Origin of the sequence: Polyangium jinanense (genome assembly GCF_028435265.1) — a bacterium.
GTDB classification, from domain to species: domain Bacteria; phylum Myxococcota_A; class Polyangia; order Polyangiales; family Polyangiaceae; genus Polyangium; species Polyangium jinanense.
The window spans coordinates 105423-119561 of sequence record NZ_JAGTJK010000017.1 but is presented as its reverse complement, the minus strand read 5'-3'; the positions used below and the strand labels follow the sequence as shown (position 1 = coordinate 119561).

The window sequence follows — 14139 nt, the reverse complement described above, 5'->3', positions numbered from 1 at the left end:
TCGTTACTGGGCGCGGAAGCCCTCGGCGGGGCGGAGGCGGGCGGCGTAGAGGCTCGGCACGATGGTGGCGACGAGGCAGATCACGATGGCGATGGCGCCCGTGATGATGAACTCGAGCGGCCGCACTTGAACGGGGAGCTCCGAGATGAAGTAGACCTTCGGATCCAGCGGGAAGCCGTAGACGAGCAGGCCCTTGCAGACGGCCACGCCGAGCAAGAGCCCGAACGTCGTACCGAGCAGGCCGATGATCCCGCCCTGGTAGAGGAAGATCCGCAGGATCTCCCCGTCCGTCGCGCCCATCGCCTTGAGGACCGAGATCTCCTTCGTCTTGTCGAGCACGACCATGATCAGCGTGGCCACGACGGTGAACGCGGCGACGACGATGATCAGCGCGAGCACGCCGCTCATGAGGATCTGCTGGATGAGCAGGGCCGTGAACAGGCCGTGGTTCAGCTCCTCCCAGTCCATCGTGTGGTAGAGGCCGCTGGCGAGGTTGTGGCTGATCTGCTTGGCGATCGGCTTGGCCTGGTCGATGTCGTCGACCTTCATCTCCACGCCGGTGACGGTGTCGCCCTGATCGTAGAAGGCCTGCGCCTCGTAGAGGTCGGTGTAGACGAGCTTCGAGTCGTACTGATCGAAACCGGCCTCGAACTGCGCGATGACGCGGAAGCGCTTGGCCACGGGCGGCTTCAGCGACCCGCCCGAGTACGAGTAGCCGATCGTCGGCGAGGTGACCGTGACGCAGTCGCCGAGCTCGAGCTTCAAGGTGTTCGAGAGCGACATGCCGACGACGATGCCGGGCAGCTTCGCGACCTCGACCGGATCGGCGCAGAGGTCGGGATCGACCTCCTTGGGCACGTCGTCATCGTCCGGCAGCTTGCTCGCGTAGCCGCCCTCGGGCTCGACCGAGCCCACGGGCGCGTCGGCGGCGAGCTTGTCGTCCGCGGCCGCGACCTTCTCGTCGGCCGGTTTGTCCGCGCCGGGTTTGTCGTCCTTGGGTTTGTCCGCGCCGCCGAGCTTGCCGGCCTCGATCGCGAGGATCTCCTCGATGCCCCCGCCGCTCGGCTCGAGCTTCTCCTTGTCGGGCGCGGGTGCCTTCTCGGCCTTGCGCAGATCCTCCTCGATCGCGCGGAGTAGCCCCTGCGTGCCCGAGCCGCCGTCCGCGCCCGCGTCCTGATCGAGCGGCCGTTTGTCCGGCAGAATGGGCACGGGCGGCAGGTCGGGCCCGCTGCTCCGACGCTCGGGCGGCTTCGCGCCGGGCAGGCGCAGGCCGTTGAGGGACCCGAACTTCACCTGCTTCGGCAAGTCCAGGACGAACGGCGATCCCTCCGGCATGCCCACGCCGAGGCTCGACGCGGGATCGACGCCCTTGAGCAGTACGCCCGTGGCGGTTGCGTCGCCGTGGGTCAGCATCATCGGGTTGATGCTGAACGGCGCCACCGCGCGCACGCCGGGGACCTTGGCAACCTGCTCCATGATCGAGCGGTACTCCCGGAAATCCGTGGAGTACTTCAGCACGAGCACGTGGGCGTTCACGCCGAGGACCTTCTCGCGGAACTGCGCCTGGAAGCCGCCCGTCACGCTCATGACGGTGGCGAGCGCAGCCACGCCGAGCGTGACGCCCAGGATCGCGAAGGCCGTGCCGACCGAAATGAACGCGCGCTTCTTGCTCCCCAGGTATCGGAGCGCAACCTCGAGAGGGTAGCCCATCTGGCGGAGCCTCTAGCAGAACGGGCGCGGTGCAGCACGTGGGAGCTTCGGGGCGGACACGGGAGCGCGTCGGGGCGATGGTGAGGGCGCTTCGGGGGACACCTGAACATCGTCCCTGAAAGCCAATCCAGCCTGGACCGGACAGACGTCCTCCACGCTCTTCTCGTGCTCGCCGCGTCCTGCTACGATGGCCCCTAGCTTCCTGATCTATCTGCGATCTCCTGCATGTCTCCTCCGGACAACGAGCCCCCTGCCTTGCCCAAGCCGCCTGCGGTTCCCAAAGTCGCAGCGGGGAGCTCGCCCCAACCTGGGGGCGGGAAGCCCGCTGCTGCGCCCACGCCCGCCGCTGGGACGAAGCCGCCGCCTCCGGTGCCGCCGATCCCCGCGGGATCGGCGCGTCCTGCAGCGCCCGGCATCCCGCGCCCGGCGACGCTGCCGTCGTTGAAGAAGCCGTCGGCTGCGCCGCCCGCGCCGCCCGCGCCGCCTGCGGCCGCGACGAACCCTGCGAATGTGCCGCCTCCGGCCAAGGCCAGCGTGCCGCCGCCGGCGATGCCGAAGTCGCCTTCGATCCCTGCGCCGCCGCCGGTGATCCAGATCGAAGAGGAAACGCTCGATGCGGATCTCGCGATGCTCGCGAGGTCGCAGATCGAGATCGACACCGGCGCGCGTCGGAGCCGCATTTCGGTGCCCGACGGCGAAGCCCCGCGCAAAAGGCTCAGCTCGAACCCGGACGAACCGCAGCCGAACTCGCGCCGCTCGTTCGAGGATCTCTTGCCCGCGTCGCGCCGCGGCGAGCAGGACCCCGACATCCCGCCGCCCGCGCACGTCGACGCGGAGCGCCCGCCGGGCTCGAAGGATCCGTACATCGGCACGACCTTCGATCACCGCTACAAGATCGAAAAATTGCTCGGTGAAGGCGGCATGGGATTCGTCTACCTCGCCCGCCACAAGGTCATCGACAAGAAGGTCGCGGTGAAGGTTCTGCGCTCCGACATGGCGCGCGACCGCGAGATCCTCGAGCGCTTCCTGCAGGAGGCGCGCGCCGCGTCGAGCATCGGCAACCCGCACATCATCGACATCTCCGACTTTGGGGATCTGCCGGACGGCTCGACGTACTTCGTGATGGAGTTCCTCGACGGCAAGAGCCTGATCCAGCTCAACGAGGACAAGGCCAAGCGCCTCGAGCCCGATCTCATCGCGAAGATCGCGATCCAGATGGCGAACGGCCTCGCGGCAGCACACGAGCGCGGCATCATCCACCGCGATCTCAAGCCCGAGAACATCTTCATCATCCAGCGCGGGATCGACAAAGAGTTCGTCAAGATCCTCGACTTCGGCATCGCGAAGGTCGCGACGAGCGGCGACAACAAGCTCACGCGCGCGGGCGCGGTGTTCGGCACGCCGCACTACATGTCGCCCGAGCAGGCCGCGGGCGCGCCGCTCGATCACCGCACCGACATCTACTCGCTCGGGATCATGCTCTACGAGATGGTGAGCGGTCAGCTCCCGTTCGTCGCAGACAACTTCATGGGCATCCTGAGCCAGCACATGTACCAGCCGCCCACGCCGCTGGCGAAGCTCGGCCTCGATCCCCCGTGCCCGGCCGATCTCGAGGCGATCATCTTCAAGTGCCTCTCGAAGGTGCCCGACGATCGGTACCCCGACATGGCCGCGCTCGCCCACGATCTGCAGCGCTTCCAGCAGGGCCACGTGCCCGAGGCCGTCGCCGAGATGGCCTCGCGGCCCGACGGGCTCTCGGCCTCCGTGCCTGACGGGGTCGCGGAAAAAACCAAGAAATCGCCCTGGCTCCGGTTCGTCGCGGTCGGCGCGGCGGTCATGGGCGCGACGCTCGGCACGGTGCTCATCCTGCTCAGCGGCCCGGCGCAGAAGACCGATCCCGGCGCGGTCACGGCGCAATCCGCCACGGCGCCGCCCGCGCCCACGGCCACGAGCGCCGCGAAGAAGATCGTGCTCGTCGACGTGGATCCGCGCGACGCGAACGCGTCGACGACCTACGGGGGCAAGCTGCTCACGTTCCCCGCGAACTTCGAGGTCGAGCCGGGCAAACCCGTGTCCTTCGAGGTGAAGGCCAAGGGCTACGATTCGCAGACGATCACGCTCGACGGCTCGCAGGACAAGCAGACCGTCAAGCTCGCCGCGACCGCAGGGACGACACCGGCCACAACCGACGCCGGGACCGCGCGCCCGCTGACCACGAAGGCCGGCGCGCACGTAGGCGGCCCGCTGCCCACGAACAAGAAGGGCAGCAGCTCCGGGGGCAACAGCGGCGGCGACGTCGTGGACCCCTACCACGGCGGCACCAACAAGCCGTGACGGGTATCGCCGCGCCCGAAGCGTGGTAAAGCCGAGCGCCGTGGAAGGCGTCGCTCACCTCATCGAGAAGGTCCCCGAAGACGTGCTCGGGATCTGCCGCCGCCTGCGCGAGAGCGGCAAGCGGGGCTGGATCGTAGGCGGCTGCGTGCGGGATCTCCTGCGCGGCGAGCCCGCGAAGGACTGGGACGTCGCGACCGACGCGCGGCCGGAGGAGGTCATGCGGATGTTCCGCAAGGTCATCCCCACGGGCCTGCAGCACGGCACGGTCACGGTGCTCCTGCGCGGCGTGCACTACGAGGTGACGACGCTGCGCGGAGAAGGCGCGTACAGCGACGGGCGGAGGCCCGACTCGGTCGAGTTCGTCGACGACATCAGCGCGGATCTCGCGCGGCGCGACTTCACGGTGAACGCGATCGCCCTCGATCCCGTGGACGGCCACCTGATCGATCCGTTCGGCGGCAAGCGTGATCTCGACGCCCGCGTGGTGCGCGCGGTGGGCGAGCCGCGCGAGCGCTTCGGCGAGGACGGGCTCCGGATCCTGCGGGCCGCGCGCTTCTCGGCGACGCTCGAGTTCACGATCGATCCCGACACCGAGCGCGCGATGGGCGAGCCGCGATCGCTCGTGACCTTCCGCCGCGTGAGCGCCGAGCGGGTGCGCGACGAGTGGCTGAAGAGCATGCGCGCGCGGAAGCCGAGCGTGGCGTTCGAGGCCATGCGCCGCACGGGCGTCCTCGAGATCACGTGCCCCGAGCTCCTCGAAGGCGTCGGGTGCGTGCAGAACAAGTGGCACGCCTTCGACGTCTGGGGCCACGTGATGGCCTGCCTCGACGCGAGCGAGCCGATGCCGCTGCTCCGGGTGGCGGCGCTCCTGCACGACGTGGCCAAGCCGCGCACGCGCGCGTTCTCCGAGAAGACCGAGGACTACACGTTCTACGATCACGAGAAGATCGGCGCGGAGATGGCGACCGAGATCCTCGGCCGGCTGCGCTTCTCGAACGAGGAGCGTGACCGGATCGCCGCGCTCGTTCGGCATCACCTCATCTGTTACGACGAGGGCTGGACCGACGGGGCCGTGCGGCGCTGGATCCGGCGCGTCACGCCGGATCTCGCGCCGGATCTGTACGCGCTCGCGCTCTCGGACGTGCGCGGCAAGGGGCGCGACGTGACGGACGAGGTGCAGGCGATCGAGCGGCTGCGGGCGCGTGCGACGAGCCTGCTCGCGGCGGGCGCGGCGCTCGGGACCAAGGATCTGAAGATCCGGGGCAACGAGCTCATGCGGGAGCTCGGCATCCCGCCGGGGCCCGTCGTGGGGGAGATCCTCGCGGCGCTCGTGGAGCTCGTGACCGACGATCCGGCCGAGAACGAGCGCGACCGGCTGCTCGCGGCGGCGCTACGGCTCTACGACGAGCGACGGAAGAGCGAGCCCTGAGGCGCGAGAAAACGCGTCGACGCGCGGCGCCCGATTGGGTAGACGGCCGAGCCGTGACGCGCACTTCCGGTTCAACGCTTGGGGCTACGCTCGGACAAGCCGAGCTACGCCCCAACCCCCTCCCCGATCCGGGCCCGCAAACGATGCAGACGACCCACGAGCCCTCCGGGGAAAACCTCCCGACGCTGCCGGATCGCGAAGGGATCGGTGACGAGGAAAGGCGCCTCGGCGAGGCGTTCCGGACCCGGTACGCCTCCGAGTTCCGCGAGCTCGTCGTCCGCCGCGAGGTGAAAAACCCCGCGGTCACGCTCGTCGTGGTTTCGTACCGCGCCGGCGACTACCTGCTCGATTGCTTGCGCCATCTCCGCGGACAAACCGTGGCGCTCGATCTGCCGTACGAGATCCTCGTCGCGGACAGCGGCGGGCTCGAACCTCTGCGGAGCCGGTACGGCAACCTCGTCGACGTCGAGCTCCGGCTGCGCGACGGGCTGCCGCTCAACGTGGCACGGAACGCGGCGATGGGCTGGGCGCGCGGCGAGCTCGTGGCCTACATCGACGACGACGGGCTCGTGGTGCCCGACTGGCTCGAGTACGGGGTGAACCTCTTCCGCGACGAGACCATCGGCGCGGCGCGTGGCCGCATCGTCCCGCACAAGCACCCCTGGTACAACGTCTGGGCCGGGCACTACGACCGCGGCGACGAGCTCTGGGACGAGGACAACGTCTCGACCGAGGGCAACATGCTCATCCGCCGCGCGGTCTACCTCGCGATCGACGGCTTCCGCGACGATCTTTACGGCGGCGAAGGACTTTACCTCGCCTACCGCATGAAGCGCGCGTTCCCCGCGCTGCGCTCGGTCTACGCGCCGGGCATGATCATGCGGCACGACTACTGCCGCTCGGCGCGGGAGTTCGTCTGGAAGTCGCGCAGGTACAAGGACGTCCGCAAGAACATCACGGGCATCGAGCCTGAGTTCGACGCGTACATGGCGGTCTTCGACGCGCGGAAGAAGCCCGTCAAGAAACGCACGCCGACCGAGGAAGTCGTCCTCGCCGGCATGCGCGCGGCGCAGTCCGTCATCGCGCGGATGCCGATCTTCGACCGCGTGAAGCGGCGCTGACGCGGGTCACGTCACGCGGACGATCGCGGATTCTTCCGCGCGGAGCTCGCCTTCGAGCTCCACGACCGTGAGCAGGCCGAGCACGATCCGCAGGATGCGCGCCTTGTGCGAGCGCGCGTGGAGGAGCAGCAGCGGTGAGCGGAGGGCTGTCCGCGCGCGGGACGAGGCTGGCTGCGGGACGCCGAGCACGACCGCGGCGACGTCGAGGAAGGCGCGGAGGCGCGCCGGCACGACGAGAGGTTCGAGCACGGAGGTCGCGTCTTCGAGGCGCTCGCGGATCACACGCCACTGCCCCACGAGCGCGGGCTCTTGCCAGCCCGAGCCCAGGATCGGACGCGCGTGCCGCACGGGCTCGGTCGTGATCGCCGCGCGCGGGTTCGTGCTCCGCGCGACCATGTCGGCCTTCCACGAGGCGTTCGCGAAGGGGAACTCGACGAGCTCGGGCCAGAGGCGCGACATGAGCTCGAAGTGCACGCGGTCGCTCGTGCGATCCGCGAGCGGGAGGCCGCCGAACGCGCGCTGGATCGCGGGGTGGTAGAGCAGGTTCAGGACGAGCGCGGTGATGCCGTCGCCGAGGCGCGCCTGCCCGATCCAGCGCGGGACGTACTGCCGCGCGTAGTAGGTCTCGTGCAGGTGCTCGGGCGCCGTGCCGCGATCGAGCTCGCCCTTCATCCAGCGGGCCGTGCGCGTGATCTGCGGCGAGAGCGCCTCGGGGCGGAGGACGCCGCCGAGGTTCGGCGAGGTGAACCAGAAGCGCGCGGCGGCCTCGGGATCGGCCGAGGCCGCGCCGCGGCTGCGGTAGAGCTCGCCGAAGAGGCCGTGCAGGCCGAGGCGCGAGTGATAGGTGACGGCGCCGGTCATGTCCCACGCGTTGAGCGCGCCCTCGGTGAGCGCGACGTGGCGGCGCATGTCTTCGAGGATGCGCGTGCGCGGCGGCGGGTTGATGCGTTCGAGGTTCAGTCCGAACCGATCGGCGATGCGGCGCGCCGCGAGATGATCGGCGTGCTCGGGCGGGACGCTGATGTAGAGGTTCGCACGCTTCTCGAGGCCCGCGCTCTTCAAGGCCGAGAGGACGAGCCGGCTATCTTTGCCTCCGGTCAGCGCGGCGAGGAGTGGCTTGTTCGTGCCCGCGAGCCACGCGAAGTTCGAGCGCAAATGATCGGCGAGCGTGTCCCAATCGGGCGAGGCGCCCGTGATCGCGGGCTCGCCCCCGCCGAGCGCGCGGATCTCGGCGGGGCCTGCGTCGCGGGGCAGGACGACGGCCGCGTGGCCGTCGACGAGGCGCACGCCGCGGACGGCGGTGCCTTCGGTGCAGACGAGGTAGCCGGGTGAGATGAGCCCGCCGAGGGCCTCGAAATCGGGCGCGGGACGCGGGCCGAGCGCCTTCATGAGCTCCCAGAGCAGGCGCGCGCGGTTCGAGACCGCGGTAAACCCTGGCTGCTCCGTCACGTACACGTGCTCGGTGCCGACGGGATCCGAGGCCGCGACGAGCCCCTCGTCCGTGAGCTTGCACATCGACCACTCGCCGTGAAAGAGGCGACGAAGGGCCAGGGCGTCGGGCGCGCGCAGCACCTCCGCGGCGCCGAGGAGGCGCCGATCGTCGGCCACGCCGTAGCCCGTGATCACCGCGGCGCCGCTGGGATCCTCGTGCCAGCGGGGCTCGGGCCAGAGGCCCTCGTCGCGGAGGAAGACCCAGAGCTTGATGCCGGCGCGCGACGCGGAGAAGCGCGCGTCGGGCACGAAGGGCAAGGCGCGATCGAGGCGCGCTTCGAGGCCCTCGGGCAGGCTGTGGGGGTTCTTCGGGCGGAGGGCGAGGTAACACGAGGACATCGACGCGCCGGGGCCTGTATACCCGATCCCGAGGCTCGCGCTTGCGCGGAGGCGGGCTCGTGTGACAAGGGGTTCGGGTGTTCGTCGACGAGTCGGAGTGGATCCACGACGTGCTCGCAGGGACCGAGCTCCCCAAGGGCGCGACGGTGCTCGACATCGGGTCCTCCACCCTCCACTTCCGCACCGTCGTGCAGCCGCACCTCGATCGGAACGTGTTCGCGCCGCTCCGCGCGCGCGGCCTTCAAGTCCTGCACCTCGACGCGCGGCCCGAGCCGGGCGTCGACATCGTCGCCGACGTGACGAACTTGAAAGGCGTGGATCGCACGTTTGATCTCGTGCTCTGCACGAACCTCCTCGAACACGTGACCGATCGCGAGGCGACGCTCCGGCACGTGGCGCGGGTCGTCGCGCCCGGCGGGCTGCTCGTGCTCACGGTGCCGCGGCGGTATCCGATTCACCGGGATCCGATCGACACGGGGTATCGGCCGACGGCGGCGGAGCTCGCGGCGCTGCTCGGCTGGCCCGAGGTGCTGCGGCAGGAGGTCCTCACGATCCGCGCGCCCGAGCACTACCAGGGATGGAAGCGCGCGCTGCGGCGGATCTTCTCGCCGTGGCAGATCGCTTGTGTGCTCGCGCGAAAGCCCGCGTGACGCGCTAGCGCGGCGCCCACGCCCGCTCGGAGAGCACGAGGCTCGCGAGTAGCGAGATCTGCGGCATACCGCGGCGCGAACCGGCCTCGACGCCCGAGAGGAGCCGCGCGACGGAGGCCCGGTCGAAGCAGCCGAAGCGCTCGACGCCGGTCCGCGGGTCGAGCAGCAGATCGCACAGGAACGTGCGAAGACGCGCCGATTTGCGGAACACGGCGTCGTGATCGAAAAACGCCTTGGCGGGCGGATACGGCGGCTTGCGGAGGCGGCGGAGGAGCGTCTCCATCACGCCGCCGCGCGGAACCGGCCAGCCGATGCGCTGCCAGGGGATGGCGGCCATGCGCGGAAACCCCTGCCAGAAGAACGGGGCCTGGAGTGCGGCGTCGAGGCGCGCCTCGGGGGCGACGGCGAGCAGCCGATCGATGAAGCTCGGCGCGAAGAACGGGAAGACCGAACGCGCCACGCTGCGCCAGAGCAAGGGGCCGTTCACCGTGAAGCGCCGGATGCGATGCCGCAGGATCCAGAAGTCGGACCAGCGGGGATCGTCGAGTGGCTCGGTTTCGAGGCTCTTCGTGAGGGAGGCGCGGGCGAGATCGAGCATCTCGCCCCGGGCCTCGGGCACGAGCAGCTCTTGCCAGGGAGCGCGTTCGAGGCGCGCGCGGGAAGCCCAGAGCAGCCGATGACGCGCCTCGGGGCTCCGCGCGGTGAGGTGCTCGCGGCGGAGGAAGCTGCCGCCGAGCACGACGTCACCCGCGAAGCCGTCGAGCCGCAGGTGTCCCTCGGGGAACGAGCCCGTGAGGCTGATGCCGTAGGAATGCAGGATGTCGAGCTGCCCGTCGGTCAACAAGGACGCGCGGGCCGCGTGGTCGACGAGCCAGTCGTCGTCGAGGCCAAGCGCGCGCCAAGGGACACCGAGGGTGCGGCAGACCTCTTCGGCGATGTCGATGTCGGGTGTGCGCTCGCCGGTGCGAGCAAAGGTGAACGCCTCCACGGAAGCGCCCGTCTCGACCGCGGTCGCGACGAGGAGCCGCGAGTCGAGGCCGCCGCTCAAGGGAACGAGGAGGGGCTGATCACCGCGCGTGGCGAGCGCGTCTGCGACGCCCTCGCGCCAGAGCGGGAGGAGCGCGGAGATGGCCGCGGCCGGGGACGCACGACGATCGAGCGGAAGCTCGGTGTAACGGAAGCGGCGCGGGAACGAGGCGCCCGTGGGGCCGATCTCGAGGGCCGCGCCTTGCGGGACGGCCGTGACCTCGCGGCGCAAGGTGCGCTCCCCGAGGAGGTGATCGAAGGCGAGCAGCTCGGCGAGGGCGTGGGGATCCAGCGCGGAGCGCGGCGCGAGCTGGCCGAGACGCGCCGCGGACGTGGAGAACACGACACACGCGCCCACGGTGCGGACGTAGACGAGCGCGAAGCCGTGGCGGTCGGTCTCGACGACGGCCACGCGCCGCGCGGGATCCCAGCGGCAGAGAAGCCACGGCGGGACGAGGCGCGCGGGGGAGGTTTTTCGATCGTCGCCGCCGAACCCGATCGCGTGTGCCGCGGCGCCGGATGCGTCGGGGCACACGATGCGCTCGCCGTTGTGCTGCGGGAAAACCGCAGCGCGGAGCGGTCCTTCGTGCAGCGAGGAGGCGGCCGTCCCGAGATCCTGGGTGAGCTCGCGAAAGAGCGCGGCGCCCTCGCGCTCGGCCTCCACGGGTGCGTACACGCCGACGAGCGTGGGCATCAGTGCGCCTCCTTCGTGACCACTTCCTCGACGGGCGCCTCGGTCTTCTCCGCGGCCTTCGCGGGCGCCTTCTTGTCGCGGCGGAAGTACCCGAGGAACGCGCGCACCTCGGCCGTGATGGGCGGGTGGATCACGCGGAGCGTCGCGACGTACACGAGCAGCATGATCAGCGTGAGCCCCACGAGCCGCGCGACGTCCCCGACGACGCCCGCGGGCAAGAGCGCGGCGAGCTCGAACCGCGCGAGCGCACCGGCCGCGGTCGCGACCGCGACGGCCACGGTCGGCACGACGAGCACGCCGAGCAGCCGCGAGAGCTTCATCTCGATGTAGCGACACGCGAGCCACTCGGTGAAAAGTGTGCCGGGCACGCAGAGGATCGAGATGCTCACCGCGACGCCGAACGCCCCCCAGCGCACGCCGATGGAGAGCGCCGTCGTCAGCCCGATCAGCCACGCGATGTTCCAGTAAAGCTCCACCGCGGGTTTGCCGCGGGACTTGAAGATGATGCCCACGAGCGTGCCCACGGCCTTGAGCGCGCCCGCGACGCTCAACGCGCGCAGCGGCCCCACGGCCGGCAGCCACCTCGGGCCGTAGAGCAAAATCACGAGCTCGGGCGCGACGACCGCGACCCACGCGAGGATCGGAAAGCTCACGATCGCCACGGCGCGCGAGATCTTGAGGTACGTCTCGCGCATCTCGTCGAGCTTGTCCTGGATCGTCGCGAACGCCGGGAACATCACCTGGCTGAAGAGCGAGGCGATGCGCGTGAGCGGGAAGGTCATCGTCTCGTACGCGAACGTGTACGTACCGAGCGCCGCGGTCCCGAGCCGCTTGCCGACGATCATGTAGTCCATGTTCGCCGAGAGGTAGTTGATGGCGCTCGCCCCCGCGACGTAGGCGCTGAACGAGAAGAGCTCGCGCGCGTGCGTCCACGTGGCGCGAAAGCGCGGGCGGAACGAGCTCGACAGCGTGTACGCGACGACCGCGACGAGGTGGCTCGCGAGCGGGCCGATCACGAGCGACCAGTACCCGACTCCGAGCGCCGCGAGCGCGAGCGTGACAGCACTCGCCGCGACGTTGCGCCCGGCCTCGATGGCGGCGACGCGCCCGAAGCGCAGGTCACGGCGAAGGAGCGCGGCGTGCGTGGAGGCGAAGGGGCCGACGAGGAGCGGGAGCGCGGAGACCGCGACCAGCGAGACGACGCGCGGCTCGCCGTAGAAGGCCGCGAGGGCTGGGGCCGCGGCGACGCTCGCGAGGAAGAGGACGGCGCCCATCGAGGCGCTCATCCAGAACGCCGCGTCGCGGTGGCCGTCCGTGAGCTCCTTGCGCTGGATCGTCGCGGCCGTGAGGCCCATGTCGCTCAGCGCGCCGAGGAAGCCGAGCAGCACCGTGCAGAGCCCGACGAGGCCGAAGTCCTCGGGCACGAGAAGCCGCGCCAGGACGAGCGTACGCACCCAGCCGAGGGCCGTGGCGAAGGTCTGGCTCGCCCCGAGCGCGACCCCGCCTCGCGCCGCGCTTCGTAGGAGGCTCATCCGGCGGCGCGGCGGCCTTCACGCGCGAAGAAGTCGCGGTACCAGGCGGTCGTGCGATCGAGGCCGGCGACAAGGCCGTAACGAGGCCGGATGCCGAGCACGCGCCGGGCCTTCTCGGCGTCGAGGTACTGGTGCGCGATCTCGTGCGTCGCCTGCCCGCGCACGTCGGGCTCGAGGCTCGAACCCATGCGCTCGAGAATCGCGCGCGTCATCTCGAGCACCGTGAGCTGGTTGCCCGCGGAGATGTTGAAGGCCTCGCCGTGGATCGCGGGGTCCTCCATCGCGCGGGCGAGATCGAGGTACGCGTCGACCGCGTCCTCGACGTAGAGGTAGTCGCGGATGAGCGTGCCGTCGCTGCGGATGACGGGCCTGCGGCCGGCGAGGATGTCGCGGATGACGCCGGGCACGATGCGGTTCCAGTTGAGATCCCCGCCGCCGTAGAGGTTCGCGCAGCGGGTGATGGTGATCGGCAGGCGGTAGGTGACCCAGTACGTCCGGGCGATGAGGTCCGCGCACGACTTCGAGACGTCGTACGGGTGCTCGCCCCGGAGCGCCATCGACTCGGTGTACGGCAAGGTGTCGTGCGATCCGTACGCCTTGTCGCTCGACGCGAGCAGCACGCGGCGCACCTTCGGCGACCTTCGCGCCGCCTCGAAGACGTTCCAGGCGCCGGCGATGTTGCTCTCGAACGTGCTCACCGGGTTCGCGTTCGCGATGCCCACGATGGTCTGCGCGGCGAGGTGGAAGACCGAGTCGATCTCGTGCTCGCCCATCACGCGTTCGAGCAGCTCGCGGTCGCGGATGTCGCCGCTCACGAGCGTCATGCCCTCGGCGATTGTCGTGCCCTTCGCGCCCTTCACGAAGAGCCGCGACGTCGGGACGAAATCCCGCACGAGGCCCACGACGTTCGCGCCGAGCGACACGAGCCGCTCGCTGAGCCACGATCCGAGTAGCCCCGTCGCGCCCGTGACGAGGATGTTTCGCTCGCGGAAGAACGCGCGATCGGCCTCCTCGTCCCTCACCACACCTTCCACGGCGCGCCTCCTGTCCACAGGCTCCGGAGCATCTCCAGATCACGCATCGTGTCCATGCACTGCCAGAAGCCGCGGTGCTCGTAGACCATGAGCTCGCCGTCCTTCGCCAGCCGCGCGAGAGGCTTTCCTTCGAGCACGCAGCCGTCGTCGTCCTCGAGGTAGTCGAAGAAGCGCCGGCTGAAGACGAAGAAGCCGCCGTTGATGCAGCCGTCGTGCATCAGGGGTTTTTCGTTGAACTCGACGACGCGCGAGCCGTCACGGAGGAGCTCGCCGAAGCGCGACTGCGGGAAAACGCCGGTCACCGTGCCGACGCGGCCGTGCTCGCGGTGGAACGCGAGGAGGCGTCCGATGTCCACGTTCGACACGCCGTCGCCGTACGTCACGCAGAACGTGTCGGTGTCGACGTACTTCTCGATGCGCTTGATGCGCGCGCCGGTCATCGCGCGCTGGCCGGTCTCGGCGAGCGTCACACGGAAGTCTTCTTCCTCCGCGGCCGGCGACTCGTGCAGCGTGATCGCCCCGCCCTTTCCGAGATCGAGGGTAAAATCGCGGCTCATGGCGCGGTAGTCGAGGAAGTACTGCTTGATGACCTCGCCCCGGTAGCCGAGGCACACGATGAAGTCGCGCAGCCCGTGGTGCGCGTAGCCCTTCATGATGTGCCAGAGGATCGGACGATCACCGACGGTGATCATCGGCTTCGGCCGGAACTCGGTCTCCTCTCGGAGACGCATCCCCTGGCCACCCGCGAGGATGACGACCTTTTCACGCGACACGGGCAA

General features: G+C 70.0%; 10 protein-coding genes. 4 read left to right on the top strand and 6 right to left on the bottom strand.

The window, feature by feature from the left end; translation table 11 throughout:
- Nucleotides 1–3: 3 nt before the first annotated feature.
- Nucleotides 4–1710 carry an ABC transporter permease gene (locus tag KEG38_RS27680; RefSeq protein WP_272422939.1) on the bottom strand — a complete coding sequence of 569 codons (1707 nt, stop codon included), beginning with the start codon at nucleotides 1708–1710 and terminating at the stop codon, nucleotides 4–6.
- Between the two features lie 225 nt (nucleotides 1711–1935).
- Between KEG38_RS27680 and KEG38_RS27675 the strand changes: the two genes are divergently transcribed.
- The 3 genes from KEG38_RS27675 to KEG38_RS27665 all read left to right on the top strand — a co-directional run bounded on the left by KEG38_RS27675 (nucleotide 1936) and on the right by KEG38_RS27665 (nucleotide 6594).
- Nucleotides 1936–4044, top strand: a complete 2109-nt coding sequence (locus KEG38_RS27675) for a serine/threonine-protein kinase (RefSeq protein ID WP_272422938.1) — start codon at nucleotides 1936–1938, stop codon at nucleotides 4042–4044.
- A 40-nt stretch (nucleotides 4045–4084) separates the two neighbouring features.
- Nucleotides 4085–5473, top strand: a complete 1389-nt coding sequence (locus KEG38_RS27670) for a CCA tRNA nucleotidyltransferase (RefSeq protein ID WP_272422937.1) — start codon at nucleotides 4085–4087, stop codon at nucleotides 5471–5473.
- 143 nt (nucleotides 5474–5616) lie between these two features.
- Entirely contained in the window at nucleotides 5617–6594 is a 978-nt protein-coding gene (locus KEG38_RS27665; RefSeq protein ID WP_272422936.1) for a glycosyltransferase family 2 protein, read from the top strand.
- A gap of 6 nt (nucleotides 6595–6600) precedes the next feature.
- Here the strand turns inward: KEG38_RS27665 and KEG38_RS27660 are convergent, their stop codons facing one another.
- The gene (locus KEG38_RS27660; protein WP_272422935.1) at nucleotides 6601–8424 is read right to left on the bottom strand and encodes a hypothetical protein; all 1824 of its coding nucleotides are present in this window, start codon (nucleotides 8422–8424) and stop codon (nucleotides 6601–6603) included.
- 77 nt (nucleotides 8425–8501) lie between these two features.
- Between KEG38_RS27660 and KEG38_RS27655 the strand changes: the two genes are divergently transcribed.
- Complete coding sequence (locus KEG38_RS27655) at nucleotides 8502–9074, top strand: class I SAM-dependent methyltransferase (protein ID WP_272422934.1); 573 nt, start codon at nucleotides 8502–8504, stop codon at nucleotides 9072–9074.
- A gap of 4 nt (nucleotides 9075–9078) precedes the next feature.
- On the opposite strand, the gene KEG38_RS27650 is transcribed toward KEG38_RS27655, so the two are convergent.
- Genes KEG38_RS27650 through rfbF form a run of 4 tightly spaced genes read right to left on the bottom strand, consistent with a single transcriptional unit; the run spans nucleotide 9079 to nucleotide 14133 of the window.
- On the bottom strand, nucleotides 9079–10794 hold the full coding sequence (locus tag KEG38_RS27650; RefSeq protein ID WP_272422933.1) for an asparagine synthase-related protein: 1716 nt from the start codon (nucleotides 10792–10794) through the stop codon (nucleotides 9079–9081).
- Nucleotides 10794–12326, bottom strand: coding sequence for a lipopolysaccharide biosynthesis protein (locus tag KEG38_RS27645; protein ID WP_272422932.1), 1533 nt, complete (start codon nucleotides 12324–12326; stop codon nucleotides 10794–10796). The genes KEG38_RS27650 and KEG38_RS27645 overlap by 1 nt, the downstream gene beginning before the upstream one ends.
- Complete coding sequence (locus KEG38_RS27640; RefSeq protein WP_272422931.1) at nucleotides 12323–13360, bottom strand: GDP-mannose 4,6-dehydratase; 1038 nt, start codon at nucleotides 13358–13360, stop codon at nucleotides 12323–12325. Before KEG38_RS27640 ends, KEG38_RS27645 begins: the two co-directional genes overlap by 4 nt.
- Nucleotides 13345–14133 (bottom strand): glucose-1-phosphate cytidylyltransferase, encoded by a 789-nt coding sequence (gene rfbF / locus KEG38_RS27635; protein WP_272422930.1) that lies wholly within the window; start codon nucleotides 14131–14133, stop codon nucleotides 13345–13347. The genes KEG38_RS27640 and rfbF overlap by 16 nt, the downstream gene beginning before the upstream one ends.
- Between the last annotated feature and the right edge of the window lie 6 nt (nucleotides 14134–14139).

What these genes read in the sequence shown, in the direction of transcription:
- KEG38_RS27680 (WP_272422939.1), bottom strand. Translation starts at nt 1,710, where the DNA reads ATGGGCTACCCTCTCGAGGTTGCGCTCCGATACCTGGGGAGCAAGAAG.
- KEG38_RS27675 (WP_272422938.1), top strand. Translation starts at nt 1,936, where the DNA reads ATGTCTCCTCCGGACAACGAGCCCCCTGCCTTGCCCAAGCCGCCTGCG.
- KEG38_RS27665 (WP_272422936.1), top strand. Translation starts at nt 5,617, where the DNA reads ATGCAGACGACCCACGAGCCCTCCGGGGAAAACCTCCCGACGCTGCCG.
- KEG38_RS27660 (WP_272422935.1), bottom strand. Translation starts at nt 8,424, where the DNA reads ATGTCCTCGTGTTACCTCGCCCTCCGCCCGAAGAACCCCCACAGCCTG.
- KEG38_RS27650 (WP_272422933.1), bottom strand. Translation starts at nt 10,794, where the DNA reads ATGCCCACGCTCGTCGGCGTGTACGCACCCGTGGAGGCCGAGCGCGAG.
- KEG38_RS27645 (WP_272422932.1), bottom strand. Translation starts at nt 12,326, where the DNA reads ATGAGCCTCCTACGAAGCGCGGCGCGAGGCGGGGTCGCGCTCGGGGCG.